Source organism: Mesorhizobium sp. WSM4840, assembly GCF_055811755.1.
Window position 1 is genome coordinate 117,420 of the sequence record NZ_JBVVQD010000004.1, and the last position, 17,144, is coordinate 134,563.

Annotated in this window: 16 protein-coding genes and 1 other RNA gene; 13 read left to right on the forward strand and 4 right to left on the reverse strand. The window is 62.7% G+C overall.

Annotated elements, in window-relative coordinates:
* Window positions 1-54: 54 nt before the first annotated feature.
* On the reverse strand, window positions 55-618 hold the full coding sequence (locus AC0L3I_RS08100; RefSeq protein WP_473526571.1) for a hypothetical protein: 564 nt from the start codon (window positions 616-618) through the stop codon (window positions 55-57).
* Between the two features lie 61 nt (window positions 619-679).
* Window positions 680-4,555: a hydantoinase B/oxoprolinase family protein gene (locus AC0L3I_RS08105; protein WP_473526572.1), complete on the reverse strand. Its 3,876-nt coding sequence runs from the start codon at window positions 4,553-4,555 to the stop codon at window positions 680-682.
* Window positions 4,556-4,734: 179 nt separating this feature from the next.
* On the opposite strand from AC0L3I_RS08105, the gene AC0L3I_RS08110 reads away from it, so the two are divergent.
* Window positions 4,735-4,938, forward strand: a complete 204-nt coding sequence (locus AC0L3I_RS08110) for a hypothetical protein (RefSeq protein ID WP_123151969.1) — start codon at window positions 4,735-4,737, stop codon at window positions 4,936-4,938.
* Between the two features lie 59 nt (window positions 4,939-4,997).
* Here the strand turns inward: AC0L3I_RS08110 and AC0L3I_RS08115 are convergent, their stop codons facing one another.
* Complete coding sequence (locus tag AC0L3I_RS08115) at window positions 4,998-5,327, reverse strand: hypothetical protein (protein ID WP_473526573.1); 330 nt, start codon at window positions 5,325-5,327, stop codon at window positions 4,998-5,000.
* A gap of 91 nt (window positions 5,328-5,418) precedes the next feature.
* On the opposite strand from AC0L3I_RS08115, the gene AC0L3I_RS08120 reads away from it, so the two are divergent.
* The 6 genes from AC0L3I_RS08120 (at window position 5,419) to AC0L3I_RS08145 (ending at window position 9,043) form a co-directional block, all read left to right on the forward strand.
* Window positions 5,419-6,138, forward strand: coding sequence for a TerB family tellurite resistance protein (locus AC0L3I_RS08120; protein ID WP_473485387.1), 720 nt, complete (start codon window positions 5,419-5,421; stop codon window positions 6,136-6,138).
* Window positions 6,135-6,896, forward strand: coding sequence for an N-acetylmuramoyl-L-alanine amidase (locus AC0L3I_RS08125; protein ID WP_473485238.1), 762 nt, complete (start codon window positions 6,135-6,137; stop codon window positions 6,894-6,896). The genes AC0L3I_RS08120 and AC0L3I_RS08125 overlap by 4 nt, the downstream gene beginning before the upstream one ends.
* A 184-nt stretch (window positions 6,897-7,080) precedes the next feature.
* Complete coding sequence (locus tag AC0L3I_RS08130) at window positions 7,081-7,860, forward strand: lytic transglycosylase domain-containing protein (RefSeq protein WP_473526574.1); 780 nt, start codon at window positions 7,081-7,083, stop codon at window positions 7,858-7,860.
* 60 nt (window positions 7,861-7,920) lie between these two features.
* Window positions 7,921-8,317: RNase P RNA component class A (gene rnpB / locus AC0L3I_RS08135), an RNA gene on the forward strand.
* 180 nt (window positions 8,318-8,497) lie between these two features.
* Window positions 8,498-8,764 (forward strand): ribbon-helix-helix domain-containing protein, encoded by a 267-nt coding sequence (locus tag AC0L3I_RS08140; protein WP_473526575.1) that lies wholly within the window; start codon window positions 8,498-8,500, stop codon window positions 8,762-8,764.
* 12 nt (window positions 8,765-8,776) lie between these two features.
* Window positions 8,777-9,043 carry a type II toxin-antitoxin system RelE/ParE family toxin gene (locus AC0L3I_RS08145; RefSeq protein ID WP_473526576.1) on the forward strand — a complete coding sequence of 89 codons (267 nt, stop codon included), beginning with the start codon at window positions 8,777-8,779 and terminating at the stop codon, window positions 9,041-9,043.
* Between the two features lie 9 nt (window positions 9,044-9,052).
* Here AC0L3I_RS08145 and AC0L3I_RS08150 read toward each other — a convergent pair whose 3' ends face one another.
* Window positions 9,053-10,168, reverse strand: a complete 1,116-nt coding sequence (locus AC0L3I_RS08150; RefSeq protein ID WP_473485241.1) for a cystathionine gamma-lyase — start codon at window positions 10,166-10,168, stop codon at window positions 9,053-9,055.
* A 403-nt stretch (window positions 10,169-10,571) separates the two neighbouring features.
* On the opposite strand from AC0L3I_RS08150, the gene mraZ reads away from it, so the two are divergent.
* The 6 genes from mraZ to AC0L3I_RS08180 are packed head-to-tail and all read left to right on the forward strand — an operon-like array spanning window position 10,572 to window position 17,121.
* Entirely contained in the window at window positions 10,572-11,030 is a 459-nt protein-coding gene (mraZ, locus tag AC0L3I_RS08155; RefSeq protein ID WP_123151963.1) for a division/cell wall cluster transcriptional repressor MraZ, read from the forward strand.
* Window positions 11,027-12,058 carry a 16S rRNA (cytosine(1402)-N(4))-methyltransferase RsmH gene (gene rsmH / locus AC0L3I_RS08160; protein ID WP_473526577.1) on the forward strand — a complete coding sequence of 344 codons (1,032 nt, stop codon included), beginning with the start codon at window positions 11,027-11,029 and terminating at the stop codon, window positions 12,056-12,058. The genes mraZ and rsmH overlap by 4 nt, the downstream gene beginning before the upstream one ends.
* A 4-nt stretch (window positions 12,059-12,062) precedes the next feature.
* Window positions 12,063-12,458, forward strand: coding sequence for a cell division protein FtsL (ftsL, locus tag AC0L3I_RS08165; protein ID WP_192365389.1), 396 nt, complete (start codon window positions 12,063-12,065; stop codon window positions 12,456-12,458).
* On the forward strand, window positions 12,455-14,179 hold the full coding sequence (locus tag AC0L3I_RS08170) for a peptidoglycan D,D-transpeptidase FtsI family protein (protein WP_473485243.1): 1,725 nt from the start codon (window positions 12,455-12,457) through the stop codon (window positions 14,177-14,179). The genes ftsL and AC0L3I_RS08170 overlap by 4 nt, the downstream gene beginning before the upstream one ends.
* 54 nt (window positions 14,180-14,233) lie before the next feature.
* Window positions 14,234-15,691, forward strand: coding sequence for a UDP-N-acetylmuramoyl-L-alanyl-D-glutamate--2,6-diaminopimelate ligase (locus AC0L3I_RS08175; RefSeq protein WP_473526578.1), 1,458 nt, complete (start codon window positions 14,234-14,236; stop codon window positions 15,689-15,691).
* A complete protein-coding gene (locus tag AC0L3I_RS08180; protein WP_473526579.1) occupies window positions 15,688-17,121 on the forward strand; it encodes a UDP-N-acetylmuramoylalanyl-D-glutamyl-2,6-diaminopimelate--D-alanyl-D-alanine ligase in 1,434 nt (477 codons plus the stop codon). Before AC0L3I_RS08175 ends, AC0L3I_RS08180 begins: the two co-directional genes overlap by 4 nt.
* Window positions 17,122-17,144 lie beyond the last annotated feature (23 nt).

A 17,144-nucleotide genomic window follows, 5' to 3' on the forward strand; every position in this document is an offset into this window, starting at 1 on the left:
CGGCTTGCTGTAGCTCGCAATATCATTTGGCACCTCCAGCCATGCGTCCGCAGCTTACACCGAAGACTGCTGGAGCCACGCAACCCTCAAGTGAGTGATCCAGACCGGACCAAAAATGTAGATGGCGAACATGCGAGGCAAAGTCTTCCCCAGAAGGACGTTGGTCGAATCAGTCGTATGGTATGCTGCCCAGGCGCCACGACCGGTCGCCTGATCGTTAAAGCCACCTGAAAAAAGACCTACGATCATGAATGCCATCACCAGCGTGGTGATCACGGGTCCTGTCTTCATGGTGATCTGAGCTTTCGAGAGTGAAGTTATATAAAAAAAGATACTAAACGTGGCAAAAAATACAGACAGCATAGATCGTGTTGAGAAAAGATTGCACTGATCATTGAGGGTGCCGTGCCATTGGCTGATCTGGTTGTATGTCGCCTGATTTCCCGGCCATAGCCAGCGGAGGGCCGGAGTATCGCGAAATGGACATGTGTAGGCCGTAGGCAGGTGCGGTATGACAAGCCAAGTCATCGCTGATGCAGCAACCAAAAGACAGAAAGCAGCGAGTGTCGCTCGGCCGCGCCAGCGCATTTTCTGAGCGTCTTCTTCGGAATTCGACATGGCTTGCCCCCAACTATGACCCTGATGGTGCATACGCGGCCTGTCAATCTTTCGGTTGACCCTACAGTTTACCAAACCCACCCGGCGTCGGCGTCGTCACGATGACGGCTTCACCGGCCTCGAGCAGCGTCTGGTCGCAAGCCTTGAGGACTTCGATGCGGCCATCCTTGCGGCGGACCTTGGTCGAGCCGACCTCGCCATCGCCGCCGCCGTCCAGGCCTTGCGGCGGGCGGTTGCGATGTGAGGACAGGATCGCGCATTCCATCTTTTCGAGGAAACGGATGGTGCGCTCGGTGCCGTCGCCGGCACTCCATTTGCCTTTGCCGCCGGAGCCCTCGCGGATGTGGAAATCCTCGAGCAGGACGGGGAACCGCAGTTCCAGCACTTCCGGGTCGGTCAGGCGCGAATTGGTCATGTGGGTGTGGACGCCGGAGGTGCCGGCAAAGCCGCGACCGTTGTTCATCCGGCCTGCCGGCGAGCCGGAGCAGATCGTCTCGTAATACTGGTACTTTTTGTTGCCGAAGGTGAGGTTGTTCATCGTGCCTTGCGCATTGGCCATCGCGCCCATGGCGCCGAACAGCGCATTGGTGACATGCTGCGAGGTTTCGACATTGCCGGCGACGACCGCGGCCGGGTAGGTCGGCTTCAGCATGCAACCCTCGGGAATGATGATGTTGATTGGTCTCAGACAGCCGGCATTCATCGGGATCATGTCCTCGACCATGACGCGGAAGGCATAGAGCACGGCTGCGCGGGCGACCGGCTCGGGGGCGTTAAAATTGTTCTTCATGACCGGCGAGGTGCCGCTGAAGTCGACGGTCGCCTCACGCTTTTTCCGGTCGACCGAGATCTTCACCTTGATGACTTGGCCGGTGTCGGTCGGATACTCGTATACGGAACTGTCGGGCAGCCGCTCCAGTACACGGCGCACGCTTTCGGCGGCATTGTCCTGGACGTGAGCCATGTAGGCCTCGACGACATCAAGGCCGAAATGCGCGACCATCTTGCGCAGTTCGGCAACGCCCTTTTCGTTGGCGGCAATCTGCGCCTTGAGGTCGGCAATGTTCTGGTGCGGATTGCGCGCGGGATAAGGGTGGTCGGTGAGCAGCGTCTCCAGTTCCTTCTCGCGGAACCGGCCGCGATCGACAATGCGGAAATTGTCGAACAGCACGCCTTCCTCGTCGACCGTGGTGGCGAGCGGCGTCATTGAACCGGGCGCGGTGCCGCCGATGTCGGCATGATGACCGCGTGAGGCAACGTAGAAGAGGATCTCCTCCCCCCTTGAGGGGGAGGTGCCGCCGAAGGCGGCGGTGGGGGTCGCTGCGGCAGCGCTCGACGCCCTTGCGGTGCCGTCTGCGGTGACCCCACCCGGCCGCTTCGCGGCCACCCTCCCCTCGAGGGGGAGGGAAAAGACCGGCGTCACCACCGTGATATCAGGCAGATGCGTGCCGCCATTGTAGGGCGCGTTGAGGGCAAAGACGTCGCCGGGGTGGATGTCGCCGGAGTTCAGCCGGATGATGGTTTCCACTGAACGGTCCATGGAGCCGAGATGCACCGGCATGTGCGGCGCGTTGGCGACCAGCGCGCCATGGCGGTCGAAGACGGCGCAGGAGAAATCCAGCCGTTCCTTGATGTTGACGGAATAGGCAGTGTTCTGCAGCGTCACGCCCATCTGTTCGGCGATCGACATGAACAGGTTGTTGAACACCTCCAGCATGACCGGATCGGCCTCGGTGCCGAGCGCCGCCTGCCGGCGCTTTTTCTCGATGCGGAGCAAGAGCACGTGGTTCTTGGCGGTGATCCCGGCCTGCCAGCCCGGCTCGACGACGATGGTCTGGTTCGGTTCGATGACCAGGGCAGGGCCGACAACCTTGTGCCCCGGTTTGAGTACCTCGCGGCGGAAGATGCCGGCGTCTCGCCAGGTGCCGTCGGCGAAGATTTTCCGACTCTGCGAAGGGCTTGCGGCGATGTCCTCAACGGCTGAATCACTTTCGTCGCGGCCAGTGCCGCCGGTATCGATGCCTTCGACGCCGACCGATTCCACGATCATCGGCTTGTCGTCATAGACGAAGCCGAACTGCGCCTTGTGGGCCATTTCGAAATCGCCCTTGGCGCGTGCGATCGAGCCGTGCTCGAAATTCACCGGCAGCGCGGTGTCGGTGCCGTCGTAGCGGATCTGCAGCACCGGTTTGGAGGCGACGGCGTCCTCGGCAATGCCTTGCGCGGCAAGCTCGTCGATGACGGCTTTGCGCAACGTTGCGATGAGCTCGTCGATTGCCGGCCTGGACACTTCCGCCAGCGGTTTCAGCAGCGCCTGCTGGCGCGACGAAAAAATCGAGGACAATCCAATGCCATAGGCCGACAGCAGGCCGGAGAAGGGATGGATCAGCACCGCCTCCATGCCGAGTGCGTCGGCAACGAGGCAGGCGTGCTGGCCGCCGGCGCCGCCAAAACAATTCAAGAGATATTCGGTGACGTCGTAGCCGCGCTGCACGGAAATCTTCTTGATGGCGTTGGCCATGTTTTCGACGGCGATGGTGACGAACCCTTCGGCCACCGCCTCCGGTGAGCGGCCGTCGCCGATTTCGGCGGCGAGTGCTGCGAATTTCTCGCGCACGGTTTGCACGTCGAGCGGTTCATTCTGGCGGGGTCCAAAAATGGCCGGGAAGAAGTCGGGCTGCAGCTTGCCCAGCATAACATTGGCGTCGGTGACGGCCAGCGGGCCGCCGCGCCGGTAGGCGGCCGGGCCGGGATTGGCGCCGGCCGAATCCGGCCCGGCGCGGAAACGGCCGGCCTCGTAATGCAGGATCGAGCCGCCGCCGGCGGCGACGGTGTGGATGCGCATCATCGGCGCACGGATGCGCACGCCGGCAACCTCGGTGTCGAAGGCGCGCTCATAGTCGCCGTCATAATGGGCAACGTCAGTCGAGGTGCCGCCCATGTCGAAGCCGATGACCTTGTCGAAACCGGCGAGTTTTGCTGTCTCGACCATGCCGACGACGCCGCCGGCCGGGCCGGACAACAACGCGTCCTTGCCCTGGAACATGTCGGCGGCGGTGAGGCCGCCCGACGACATCATGAACATGAGCCGGGGGGATTCCCTCCCCCTTGCGGGGAGGGTGCCGGCGAAGCCGCCGGGTGGGGTCGTTGCGGCAGTGCTCGACGTTCCTTGACGCCTCGCGCTGCCTTGGGCGACCCCCTCTGGCCGCTGCGCGGCCATCTCCCCCTCGAGGGGGGAGAGAACGCCCAGTTCACCCGCCACTTTTTGCACATACCTTGCCAGAATCGGTGACAAATAGGCGTCGACCACGGTGGTGTCGCCGCGGCCGACCAGCTTGACGAGCGGTGAGACCTCGTGGCTGACCGAGACTTGGCGAAACCCTAGTTTTCTGCAGACCTTTGCAACCGCCTTTTCGTGATCGGGATATTTCCAGGCATGGATGAAGACGATCGCCACGGCGTCGATGCCGTCCGCCCTGGCTTGTTCGATCGCCGGCCGGCAGGCGGCAATGTCGAGCAGCCGTTCGACATTCCCGTCGGCGCGCACGCGTTCGTCGACTTCGATGACGCGTTCGTAGAGCTGCTCGGGAAGAATGATCTCCTTGGCGAAGATGTCGGGTCGTGCCTGGTAGGCGATCCTCAGCGCGTCGCGAAATCCCCTGGTGATGAGCAGCAGAACACGGTCGCCCTTGCGCTCCAGAAGCGCGTTGGTGGCAACGGTGGTGCCCATCTTGATGTCGCCGATCAGGCCGGACGGGATCGGAGCGCCGGATTTCAGGTCCAGCAGCTCGCGAATGCCGTGGATAGCGGCGTCGGCATAGGCTTCAGGATTCTCGGACAGCAGCTTGCGCGGGTGCAGCCCGCCTTCCGGGTCACGGCCGATGACATCGGTGAAGGTGCCGCCGCGGTCGATCCAGAAATCCCATTTGGCAGTCACGGCAGCTCTCCCAGGCATTTTATTGATTCAATGTGTTAATTCGCAGTAGCCTCACCGGCAACGGCAAAAGCAGATGATGTTACACGCGGAAATGCAACGTTATGAAACTCATAGGGCACTTGGTGCATTCTGCCCTCGATCGTCACCGGTAGCGGGGGCGTGATTAGAGGAGAGATGTCATGAAGAAACTCATTCTTGCGTCGGTTTCGGCGCTTGCCCTGCTTGGCGTTGCGGCTTGCAGCGACAGCGGCACGGGCGGGGATGCCACCACCACGCAGAGCACCAATCCGCCGGCGGCTGAACAGCCGATGCAGCCGGCTCCTGATGCCACGAAGCCGGCCGAGCCGGCTCCGACAGAGCCTGCTCCTGCGCCGGCGCAGTAGTTTATCTGACTGAAGATTGAGGGAAGGCCGGCATGATGCCGGCCTTCCCAGCATCTGGTTCAAGACACGCGCCTTGCGGCGATGGCCATCACCGCAAGCGCGAATGGTATGGTTTCGCCCGTCACTTTTTCGCCCAGCAGAAGGGCCGAAATGGCAATGGTAACCAAGGTTTGCAGCAATTGTGCCTGGCTGACGCGGGCGATAGCGCCCGGCAGACCACCTGCCTGCCCGGCATTTCCCGCGCCAGTTTCCCCGAGACGACGTAGCCGAACCTCGCCGCCAGGGCGGCAACGAACGGCAAGATGTCGCAAGGCCTGCGGTTTTCTCGCGATATGGCCGCTGTCGCGGCTGCCGTCTGCTTGTTTTCCATGATCGATGGTTAGCGCCACCTACTTCAGGCATCCCACGAAATCGGCTGGGCCGGCCCTGCGGCATTGTCTTCGCTTGATAGCGGTGGCCGGTTAGCCCTAATAGATGCTCATGTCGATTTGGGATCGCCTCGGCGACTTCATCACCCGCGTTTCGTCCTCAACCTCGTCGGGTGTCGCCGACGTCGTCGAGGCCGTGCGTACGGTTTTCTCCGGCGATCCCGATCTGCGCCGGCGCGTCGCCTTCTCGGTGGCGATGATCGCGCTGTCGGCCAAGATGGCCAAGGCCGACGGCATCGTCACGCAGGACGAGGTGCGCGCCTTCCAGCAGATATTCGAAGTGCCGAAGAAGCAGACGCGCAATGTCGCGCGGCTCTACGATCTTGCCAAGCGCGACATTGCCGGATTCGAGACCTATGCCGAACGCATGGCGCAGCTTTGCGGCTCTGGCCATTCAAACTGTGTCATGCTGGAGGACATTCTCGACGGGCTGTTCCATATCGCCAAGGCCGACGGGCTGGTCCACGAGCGCGAAGGCCAGTTCCTGCATCGTATCGCCGAGATATTCCGGATCGAGGAGGCGCATTACCAGAGCATTCTGGCCCGGCACGTCGACCTGGGTGCGGCCGATCCCTATGTCGTGCTTGGCATCGAGCGGGGAAGAACGTTCGAGGAGGTCAGGAAGCGTTATCGCAAGCTGGTTTCGGACAACCATCCCGACCGGCTGATCGCACGCGGCCTGCCGCAGGAATTCATCAAGATTGCAACCAGCAGGATAGCGGCAATCAACGCGGCCTATGAGATGATCGAACGAGGCCTGCGGCACGCATGAGCGGCTTCCTGCCCGACGAGCCGAGCGCCGAGGTAAGTGTATCGCCGAATTTCGGTCCACGACCCGGGACCGCCGATATGGTCGTGCTGCACTACACCGGCATGGAGACCGGCGCCGGCGCCGAAGCATGGCTGTGCGATCCGGCCAGCGAGGTTTCGTCGCACTATCTCGTCCATGAGGACGGCCGCATCGTCCAGATGGTCAGGGAAAGCGACCGTGCCTGGCATGCCGGCAAGAGTTCGTGGTTCGGGCGCAGCGACATCAACTCCTGTTCAGTCGGCGTCGAGATCGTCAATCCGGGGCATTTGCTGGGCTATCGGAATTTTCCGAAACGGCAGATCGATGCCGTCATCGGCCTGTGCAAGGGGATTGTCCAGCGCCATTCCATTCCAGCCCAACGGGTGCTCGCCCACTCCGACGTGGCGCCGGGACGCAAGATCGACCCGGGCGAGAAATTCCCTTGGAAGGCCCTGTTCGAGGCCGGTGTCGGCCATCTCGTCGAAGCGGCACCCGTCAGGCGTGGCGCGGTGCTGAAGGCCGGCGATGCGGATGCCGAGGTCGAGGCGCTGCAATCGATGCTGGCGCGCTACGGTTATGGCGTGGAGATATCAGGCAATTTTGACCGGCATACCGAAATCGTGGTCGAGGCTTTTCAACGGCACTTCCGCCAACGCAAAGTGGATGGTGTGGCCGACGGATCGACCATCCGCACGCTGGAAAGGCTGCTTGCCTCCGTGAGGGCAGTTCCGTCCAAGTAGTCTTTTCTTAGCTATTAAGTTACAGCCTGTCACTTAAAGTGACTTGCCCCGCCTTTTTTGCCGCCAATTCGGTCGTCAAAGGCGATCCGTGCAAGTTGTCGGACCTACAGCCCCCCAGATGTTCCGATGTTGATTAGCGTAGCTGCGTTAAGTTCTTCGCGCGGTTCAAACAGAACAGGATCCCATGCAGAAATTGACCGTTTTAACGGCAGCTGTTGCTGCCGGCGTAATTACTTTTGCCATCGGTGCGGCGAATGGCGCGCCACTGAGCCAGCGAGCCGACCAGGGTTTCATTACCGCGTCCGACAAAACCGCCACGCCGAAAGCCGGCCAGGGCGCAAAGGAAAAAAGCACAGCCTCCGCAAAGGCGGAAAAAGCTGCTGCGGTAAAGGTGAAAAAGCCAGCATCCGCAATGGCGGAAAAAGCTGGGGTAAAAGTGAAAAAGCCATTCTCTGCAAACAAGGCAGTCTCCAAGCGGCATGTGAAGCGCAACAGGACCCGCATCGACCAGGCGACGACGGCGTCGATCAGCCGGAAAAGCAGCGCGGCGGCGCCGAAGGCGGCGGTCGCTGGCGGCAGCGGCCAGTATTCGACGATCATCGAGCGTCATGCCGCCAGCAATGGTGTGCCGGTGTCGCTCGCCAAGGCCGTCATCATGATCGAGAGCGGTTTCCAGCCGAACCAGGTCGGCAGCGCCGGTGAGATCGGGCTGATGCAGATCAAGCCGTCGACGGCGCGGATGATGGGTTACAGCGGCTCGATCAAAGGTCTCTACGATCCCGAGACCAACATCAAATACGGCATGAAATACCTCGCCATGGCGCGGAACCTCGGCGACGGCACGACATGCGGCACGATCCTGAAGTACAATGCCGGCCATGGCGCCAAGCGTATGAATCCGATATCCGCGGCCTATTGCGGCAAGGTCAAGGTGCAGCTGGCCGCGCTTGGAGCGCCGGCGTAAATAAGCCGGAACCTGCTTTTTTGTTTGCGTTTTCGGGCGCGAATCCCTTTATACGCCTTGCCAGCTGGCCGGGCGGCCGCACCGCGAAGCCGAAAGGCTGCGGGTGAGGAAAGTCCGGGCTCCATGGAGACACGGTGCCGGTTAATGGCCGGCGGGGGTGACCCTAGGGAAAGTGCCACAGAAAGCAAACCGCCACGATCCGTCGTGGTAAGGGTGAAAGGGTGGGGTAAGAGCCCACCGCGCGACTGGCAACAGGAGCGGCACGGTAAACCCCACCGGGAGCAAGACCGAATAGGGGCGGTGCGAGGGGAAACCCTCGAGGGCTGTTTCCGGCTCACCGTCCGGGTAGGTTGCGTGAGGTGCATGGCAACATGCGCCCAAGATGAATGGCCGCCACGTTCTCGCGTCGCAAGGGGCGAGGGCCATACAGAACCCGGCTTACAGGCCAGCTGGCAATTTCTTCCAGATTCTACAAGGAAATTCCCTGATATCAGCAGGTTGCGCCTTCGGGCGCGCCTGCTGGTTCAGGCGCCTCATTGACTGAATCAGCTTTCACTGGGCTGTGCATGGAGCGAGCGTTTCTTGAAATTGGTACGATTAAATCGTACCATAGGCCGGGCAATATCAGGAGCGCATCATGGGCCAGGTCGACAAACGCAGCATCACGCTTTCGCCGGAACTGGCGGCTGCGGTCGACGATGTGGTCGCCGCAGGCGAATATGCTTCGGCGAGCGAGGTGATCCGCGACGCACTCAGGCAATGGAAGGACCGCCGCGACTTGCATGGCTACACGGTCGAGGAGCTGCGCAAGCTGGTGCATGGAGGGGATCGACAGCGGGCCGGGACGGTTTGCGTCGATCGACGAAATCAAGGCCGAAGCGCGCAGGCGATTGAAATCCGATAACGCGGCATGAATTTGCTGCCCATCATCCGAACTGCAAATGCAGAAGAGGATTTGATCGCGATCTGGCTTCATATCGCGCGAGACGACGAGGCTGCAGCAGACCGGCTGCTCGACCGGATCGAAGCCCGCTGGCGCCGCGCGAAGACATTGCGCCCGGCATTCGCCACCTGGTCGTCGGCGAATATCTCACCTTGTACCCGTGTCGGCGGAGATGCCATCGAAATCCTGCGTGTGCTGCATGGCCGGCGCAATATTGAAGCCGACGATCTGGCTTCCTGATCGGTTCGTTCAGCCGCCCGCGCCGTCCAGTGACGCCTCGATCGCCTGCCAAAGCTCCTCCACCGGCTCGCAGCCGACCGACAGGCGAACAAAGCCGGGCGGCACTGCATCACCCCAGCGGGCGCGCCGCTCGGCCGAAGAGTGGACGCCGCCGAAAGAGGTCGCGGGCTGGATCAGGGCGCAGGCGCCGATGAACGCTTCGGCCTTGGCTTCACTCCCCAGGTCGAGACCGATAAGGAAGCCGAAACGCTCCATTTGGGTGGTCGCCAGATTGTGCGAAGGGTCATTCTCCAGCCCAGGAAAGCGGACGGATTTCACGCTCCGATGATTTGTCAGGCGTCGGGCGATCAGTTCGGCCGACGTGCACATGCGGTCGAAGCGGACTTCCAGCGTCTCGAGGCCTCGATGGACCAGCCAGGCTTCGAATGGTCCGGGGATGGAGCCCGACAGTTTGCGCCAGTCGCGGATGGCGGTGATGACCCCGGTGTCACGGCTGGCGACATGGCCGAACAGCGCGTCGGAATGGCCATTGGGCGCCTTAGTGTCAGCAGCAACGACGATATCGGCGCCGAGATCGAGCGGGCGCTGACCGTAAGGCGTCATCGTGGTGTTGTCGGCGACGACCAGCGCGCCGGCCTCGTGCGCAAGGCGCGCCACGCCGGCCAGGTCGCAAATGTCTAGGCAGGGATTGGATGGGGTCTCGACGAACACCAGCCGGTAGCCGGAAAAACCGCCGTCCAGAAAGGACTTGGTCGGTCTTGTGTCGAACGAGACGTCGAAAGGTTTGAGGAAGCGCTCGGCAAGCAGGCGCGGCGTGTAGTAACCATCGGACGGCAACAGGATGCGATCGCCTGCCTTGAGCAGCGCGAAGAAGACCGCCGAGATCGCGGCCATGCCCGACGGGAACGCTACGGACGGCGCGTCCTCAAGGTGGCCGAGCATGTCTTCCACCGCGTTCCATGTCGGGTTGTCGTAGCGCCCGTACTGGCTGACGCCGGCCGGGTTGCCGGGCAGATGGAAAGTTGTCGTCACTATCAGCGGTAGTGAGACCGGGTCGCCCTTGGCGAGCTTGACGCCACGCAAATGGGCAAGGGTGGCGGCGCGCGACTTCGCTGTTTCGGACATCGGTTTTTCGAACCCTGACTTTGAGGAGAAGAACGCGCAGACGCTATGCCGGGTCACACCGGCAGGCAAGCGCCGAACCGTGCCGGCAAACCGCTCTAAACGCTTCGTTAGGCTTAATGGAGCATAAAGACGGGAGTGCCGTCAAAGCTGCTCTCATCGGTTGTGGCGCGCGTTTGTGAAGCCTATTCCCGTTGACGCCCATAGCGCCCCATGATATCCCATTTCGATATTCAAGCCTTCGTTCCGCGTCAGGGTGAAGCGTACGCCAATTGGGCAGCCGCGGCGGCTGAGCGTTTGCTTGTTTTCGCCTGGAACGAAGTGAGTTTTGGGCAGGGACCGCGCCGGGGCGGCGCGGGCGGGAAGATGCAGAGGGGTGCGGCGGCGCAAGCGGCCGTAACGCGTAATGGACCGGTTTCTGTCAAGCGCGGTGAACAGGATCGATGCGAAGGGACGGGTGTCCGTTCCAGCGCATTTCCGTGCCGTTGTCCAGAAACGCGGCTATTCGGAACTCTATGCGCTGCGCTGCCTGGATCGCCCGGCGATGGATGTCGGCGGGCTCGACCTGCTCGACCGCTACGAGCAGCGCATCGCGCAGGAAGACCCCTTCCTGCAGACGGCGGACGACATGTCGTTCTTCTGCCATGGCGATGGGACATTTCTCAAGCTCGATCAGGACGGCCGCATCTCGATGACCGATTTCATCCGCGAGCACACCGGCATTTCCGCGGAAGCGGCGTTTGTCGGTCGCGGCAATTTCTTTCAGATCTGGGAACCTGGACGGCTCACCGCCTATGGGGCGGAAGCGCGCGCCCGGCTTTTGCAGCTTCGGCAGGGGACGAAGCCTGGGGAGCGACCGGAATGATGGTGGGCTACGGCGATGACCCTCACGCCGCAGGCGGACCGGCTCGCCATATTCCGGTCCTCCTTGCCGAAGTGATGGAGGCACTTTCCCCTAAGGCGGGCGAGCTGATCGTCGACGGCACCTTCGGCGCCGGCGGCTACACCAAAGCCATTCTGGCAAGCGGCGCCTCGGTCGTCGCCATGGACCGCGATCCGGATGCGATCGCTGCGGGTCGTGTTCTCGAACAACTATCAGGCGGCAAGCTCAGGCTGGTTCAGGCGCCGTTCTCGACATTGGACGAGCATGTCGAAAGTGCTGACGGCGTCGTGCTCGACATCGGCATCTCCTCAATGCAGATCGACCAGCCGGAGCGCGGTTTTTCGTTCCGCGCCGACGGACCACTCGATATGCGTATGGCGCAGGCTGGCCTCAGCGCCGCTGATGTCGTCAACAGCTTCAAAGTGGGCGACCTTGCCCGCATCTTCGGGTTTCTTGGCGAAGAGCGTCACGCCGGCCGCATCGCCCGCATGATCGAGAGCCGTCGCGAAAAACATCCGTTCGAGCGCACGCTCGACCTTGCCGACGCCATCGAGACGCATGTCGGCCGCGCACCGAAGGACAAGATCCATCCGGCGACCCGCGTCTTCCAGGCACTGCGCATCTTCGTCAATGACGAACTCGGCGAACTGGCCAAAGCGCTGTTTGCGGCTGAACGCGTGCTGAAACCGGGCGGACGGCTGGCCGTGGTGACGTTCCACTCTCTGGAAGACCGCATCGTCAAGCGCTTCATCGCCGATCGCGCCGATGCGGCCACCGGATCGCGGCACCTGCCCGAGGCGCAAGCGCGCACCGCCACCTTCAAAAAGGCGGGTAGCGGCGTGACGCCTGATGAGGCCGAGATATCAGCCAATCCGCGCGCACGCTCGGCAAGGCTGCGCGCTGCGATCCGCACCGAAGCACCGCCGCGCGCCGGCGACTTTTCGATTTTCGGGCTTCCAAAACTTCCTGACCCAAAACTTCCCGGTGCCGACCGCCCGGGAGAGAGGTGAGCACGTGTTTCGTACCAGCGACATAGTCCTTATCGCCGTCATGGTTTCGGCTGCGGCCTTGACCTACAAGACCAAGCGCGAGGCCGAAGAACAATTGGCGGCGGTGCACAAGATCCAGGCGCAGATCCGCTACGAGGAGGATACGATCGATCTCCTGAAGGCGGACTGGAGCCTGCTGACCCAGCCGTCGCGCCTGCAAAAGCTGGCCGAGATCTACAAGTCGCAACTCGAACTCGAGCCGGTCAGCGCCCGCCAGATCATTGGGCTGGACGACCTGCCGGCAAAACCCCTCACCATAGAAGACCTTTCGTCGCAGCGGCTGGGCGGCATGGCCGACAATTCTGGCAAAGGACCCTTGGGCGACAAAGACCCCGTGGTGACCGGAGGCATCGTCCAATGATCGCCAGATTTCCGTCGATCGCCGGACTGCTGAAGCGTCGCGCCAAGTCGGAAGATGGATCGATTGTGGTCGAAGGCGCCCGCAAGGCGACCGGCGGTAAGGGCAGGACCCGCATCGTGATGACGATGGCGGTGTTCTTCGGCATCTATTCAACCATCACCGGGCGGCTGGTCTATCTGGGTTTTCAGAACCCCGACCTGTCCGGCGGTCCGCAGAGCCGGGTGACGGCGTCACGGCCCGACATCGTCGACCGCAACGGCGAAGTGCTGGCGACGGACATCAAGACGGCATCGCTGTTTGCCGAACCGCGCCGCATTGTCGACGCCGACGAGGCGATCGAAAAGCTGGCGACGGTGCTTCCCGAGATCGACTACGAGCAGACCTACCACAAGCTCAAGAGCGGCGCCGGCTTCGTCTGGCTGCAGCGGCAACTGACGCCCAAGCAACAATCGGATATCATGCAGCTCGGTGTTCCCGGCTTCGGCTTCCGCACCGAAAAGCGCCGCTTCTATCCGGCTGGCGAAACTTCGTCCTACATTGTCGGGCTCACCAACATCGACAACCAAGGCATCTCCGGCATGGAGAAATACATCGACGAACAGGGGCTGAGCGATCTTCAGGCGTCGGGCCTGGCGATGGCCAAGGATCTGAAGCCGGTGCAGCTCTCGATTGACCTGCGCGTCCAGCATATCGTGCGGGACGAGGTCGCCACCGGCATGGAGAAATACCGCGCAATCGCGGCGGGCGCCGTCGTTCTCAACATCAAGACCGGCGAAGTGATGGCGATGGCATCGGTTCCGGATTTCGACCCGAACAACCCCTACAATGCGCAGGACAAGGACCGCTTGAACCGCATGTCGGCCGGCCTTTACGAAATGGGTTCGACGTTGAAGAGCTTCACCACCGCCATGGCGCTCGATTCCGGCAAAGTGACGCTGGAAAGCCGTTTCGACGCTTCGCGCCCGATCAGGATCGGCCGTCAGACCATCCATGATTTTCACGGCAAGGCTCGGGTGCTGTCGGTGCCCGAAGTGTTCATCTACTCGTCCAACATCGGTTCGGCCAAGGAAGCCGAAGCGGTTGGCATCGAGGGGCACCGCGAATTCCTGCATCGCCTGGGGATCCTCGAGAAGATGCAGACGGAACTGCCGGAGGTCGCCCGCCCGACCGAGCCCAAAGTCTGGAAACAGGTCCATTCGATCACCATCGCCTTCGGTCACGGTGTGTCGACAACGCCGCTGCAGACGGCGGTCGGCTGCGCCGCGCTGCTGAACGGCGGCTATCTGATCCAGCCGACATTCCTGAGGCGCGCACAGGAACAGGCGATGTCGGTGGCCAAGAAAGTGGTCAGCGACAAGACGGTCGAGGGCATGCGCTATCTCTACGCACTGAACGCCGAGAAAGGGTCAGGCAGGAACGCCAGGGTTCCAGGTTACCGCGTCGGCGGCAAGACCGGAACGGCCGAGAAGGTTGTCAACGGCCGCTATTCAAAGGACAAGAATTTCAACGCCTTCGTCGCGGCTTTCCCGATGGACGATCCGCAATACATCGTGCTTACGATCGCCGACGAACCGAGGCCGGAAAAACCCGGCATGGGTGCAACGGCCGCCTCGAATGCTGGCGTCATGGCTGCGAACATCGTCCGACGTTCGGCTTCCATGCTTGGCGTGAAGCCAGATTTCAGCCATGAAAATGGCGCAACGCTGGTTTCCTATCAGTGATTCTTAGGGCGCGCCGGCAACAGCGCGCTATTTTGTTGCGATGAACGGGGTTCGATGAAGCTGAAAGACCTAGCCGGTATCCTGCCTGTCGAGGGGACAGCTTCCTTCGATACGGAGGTTACCGGGATTTCGTCGGATTCCCGCCAGGTTGGACCGGGCGTGGTCTTCTTCGCGCTCATCGGTACCAAGGCCGATGGCGTGGCCTATGCCGCCGATGCCGCCAAGCGCGGCGCAGTGGCGATCGTGGCCGGCAACGGCAGTGCGGTCGCCGGACTGCTGCCGGTGCCCGTTCTCGCCGTCGATGATCCGCGCCTGGCGCTGGCGCTGAGTGCCGCCCGCTACTTCGGCAGCCAGCCGCAAACCATGGTCGCGGTGACCGGGACCAGCGGCAAGACATCGGTTGCGGCCTTCACCAGGCAGATCTGGGAGCAGTCAGGCTTTGCCGCCGCTTCGATCGGCACGACCGGCGTGGTGGCGCCGGGCCGCAACGTATATGGCTCGCTGACCACCCCCGACCCGGTAGATTTGCACAGGCTGCTGCGGGAACTGGCGGATGCCGGCGTCACTCACGCATCGATGGAGGCCTCCAGCCACGGCCTCGACCAGCGCCGGCTCGACGGCGTGAAGCTTGCAGCCGGCGGCTTCACCAATCTCGGCCGCGACCACATGGACTATCATCCGACAGTCGAGGACTATCATCGCGCCAAGCTGCGCCTGTTCGATACGCTGCTGCCGAAGGGCGCGCCGGCCGTCATCTTTGCCGACGATCCGTGGTCGGAGCCGACGATCCGGGCGGCGAGGGCGGCGGGACTGGATGTGCTGACGGTCGGCCGTCACGGCGAGTTCCTGACACTGAAGCGGGTCGAGCACGAGCGCCACCGCCAGCGTGCCGAGGTGGAAGTCGATGGCGTTCTCCACGAGATTGACCTGCCGCTGGCCGGCGATTTCCAGATCGCCAATGCCCTGGTTTCGGCGGGCCTCGCCATCTCCACTGGAACACCTGCCGCCAAAGCCCTGATGGCGTTGGAGAAATTGAAGGGCGCACCGGGCCGGCTGGACCTTGTTGGCACCACTGCCAACGGTGCGCCGGTCTATGTCGATTACGCGCACAAGCCGGACGCGCTGGAAAACGTGTTGGCCTCGGTGCGGCCGTTCACCACCGGTCGCGTCATCGTCGTGTTCGGCTGCGGCGGCGACCGCGACCGGGGCAAGCGGCCGATCATGGGCGAGATCGCCACGCGGCTCGCCGATGTCGTCATCGTCACCGACGACAATCCGCGTTCGGAAGTGCCCGAAACGATCCGCTCCGCGATCCTTGCCGCTGCGCCCGGCGCCATCGAGATCGGCGACCGGCGCAAGGCGATCCACGAGGCGGTCGCCATGCTCCATGCCGGCGACACGCTGATCGTGGCCGGCAAGGGGCATGAGGAAGGCCAGACCATCGGCGCCGAGACGCTGCATTTTTCCGACCATGAGGAAGTCCGCGCCGCGCTCCAGGAGCGCGTCGCATGAACTTCCTGTGGACCTCCGAGGATCTCGTCGCCGCCATGGGGGGACGACCGCTCGGTCCGATGCCGGAAGGGATCAGCGGCATCTCGATCGACAGCCGCAGCCTTGAGCCGGGCGATGCTTTCTTCGCCATCAAGGGCGAGGCGATGGACGGCCATGATTTCGCGACCGCTGCCATCAAGGCCGGCGCCGGCGTGCTGGTCGTCGCCGAGGGCAAGCTGCCGTCGCTCGGGCGGCTGACGGCGCCGATGATCGTCGTGCAGGACGTGCTGGCCGCACTGGAAAAGCTGGGGCTGGCCGCACGCGCGCGCTCGAATGCCAAGGTCATCGCGGTGACCGGTTCGGCGGGCAAGACCACCACCAAGGAAGCGCTGCGCCATGTGCTGTCCGCGGTCGGCAAAGTGCATGCGTCGCCGCAGTCTTTCAACAACCACTGGGGCGTTCCGCTGACGCTGGCGCGGATGTCGGTGGATTGCGACTATGCCGTGTTCGAGATCGGCATGAACCATCCAGACGAGATCCGGCCGCTGGTCAAGATGGTCCGGCCGCATGTCGCCATCGTCACGCTGATCGCCGCGGCACATCTAGGCTTCTTCCGCAATCTGGACGAGATCGCCAAGGCCAAGGCCGAGATTTTCGAGGGGCTGGAACCGGACGGTGCCGCCCTTCTCAACCGCGACGATCCGCGCTGGAAGCTTCTGGACAAGTTGGCGAGAGCCGCCGGCGTCGAGTACATTTACGGGTTTGGCGAGAATGCCCGTGCGACCTTCAAACTGCTCAAATGCGCGCTGCATGCCGATCATTCTGTCATCACCGCCAAGATCGGCGGACAGGAGATCACCGCCAGGGTAGGCGCACCGGGCCGCCACATGGTGCAGAATGTGCTGGCCGTGCTGGGCGCCGCGCATCTGGTCGGGGCCGACATCGCCAGGGTAGCGCTGGCGCTGGCCGATCTTTCGGCCGAACGCGGACGCGGCAAGCGCCATGTGCTGCGCCACCCCAGGGGTCCGATCACGCTGATCGACGAGAGCTACAATGCCAATCCGGCGTCGATGAGCGCAGCAATGGCGCTGCTCAACGCGACGCCGGTGTCGGGCGAAGGCAGGCGCATCGCGGTGCTCGGCGACATGCTCGAACTCGGCGACCACTCGGCGAAGCTGCATGCAGCCCTTGCGGATCTCATCGTCGGCACAGACACGCGCACGGTCTTTCTCGCCGGTCCGGAAATGCGGGCGCTGGCCGACATCCTGCCTGATGAGATCGAGACGGAGTATCGCGCCGGCGCAGAGGATCTGAAACTGGTGCTTCTGTCGGCGCTGAAGCCCGGCGACGTGGTGATGATCAAATCGTCGAAAGGCATCGGGTTTTCCAAGTTGGTCGACGCACTGCTCAGCAAATTTCCGGCGACAGCCACAACCGCCAAACAGACCTAGAGCCAGGTCCGGGGACCGAATCG

Coding starts and splice junctions, on each gene's coding strand:
- AC0L3I_RS08130 (WP_473526574.1), top strand. CDS start 7,081: ATGCAGAAATTGACCGTTTTAACGGCAGCTGTTGCTGCCGGCGTAATT.
- AC0L3I_RS08180 (WP_473526579.1), top strand. CDS start 15,688: ATGAACTTCCTGTGGACCTCCGAGGATCTCGTCGCCGCCATGGGGGGA.
- AC0L3I_RS08150 (WP_473485241.1), bottom strand. CDS start 10,168: ATGTCCGAAACAGCGAAGTCGCGCGCCGCCACCCTTGCCCATTTGCGT.
- AC0L3I_RS08110 (WP_123151969.1), top strand. CDS start 4,735: ATGAAGAAACTCATTCTTGCGTCGGTTTCGGCGCTTGCCCTGCTTGGC.
- mraZ (WP_123151963.1), top strand. CDS start 10,572: ATGGACCGGTTTCTGTCAAGCGCGGTGAACAGGATCGATGCGAAGGGA.
- rsmH (WP_473526577.1), top strand. CDS start 11,027: ATGATGGTGGGCTACGGCGATGACCCTCACGCCGCAGGCGGACCGGCT.
- AC0L3I_RS08120 (WP_473485387.1), top strand. CDS start 5,419: ATGTCGATTTGGGATCGCCTCGGCGACTTCATCACCCGCGTTTCGTCC.
- AC0L3I_RS08175 (WP_473526578.1), top strand. CDS start 14,234: ATGAAGCTGAAAGACCTAGCCGGTATCCTGCCTGTCGAGGGGACAGCT.
- AC0L3I_RS08100 (WP_473526571.1), bottom strand. CDS start 618: ATGTCGAATTCCGAAGAAGACGCTCAGAAAATGCGCTGGCGCGGCCGA.
- AC0L3I_RS08125 (WP_473485238.1), top strand. CDS start 6,135: ATGAGCGGCTTCCTGCCCGACGAGCCGAGCGCCGAGGTAAGTGTATCG.
- AC0L3I_RS08170 (WP_473485243.1), top strand. CDS start 12,455: ATGATCGCCAGATTTCCGTCGATCGCCGGACTGCTGAAGCGTCGCGCC.
- AC0L3I_RS08140 (WP_473526575.1), top strand. CDS start 8,498: ATGGGCCAGGTCGACAAACGCAGCATCACGCTTTCGCCGGAACTGGCG.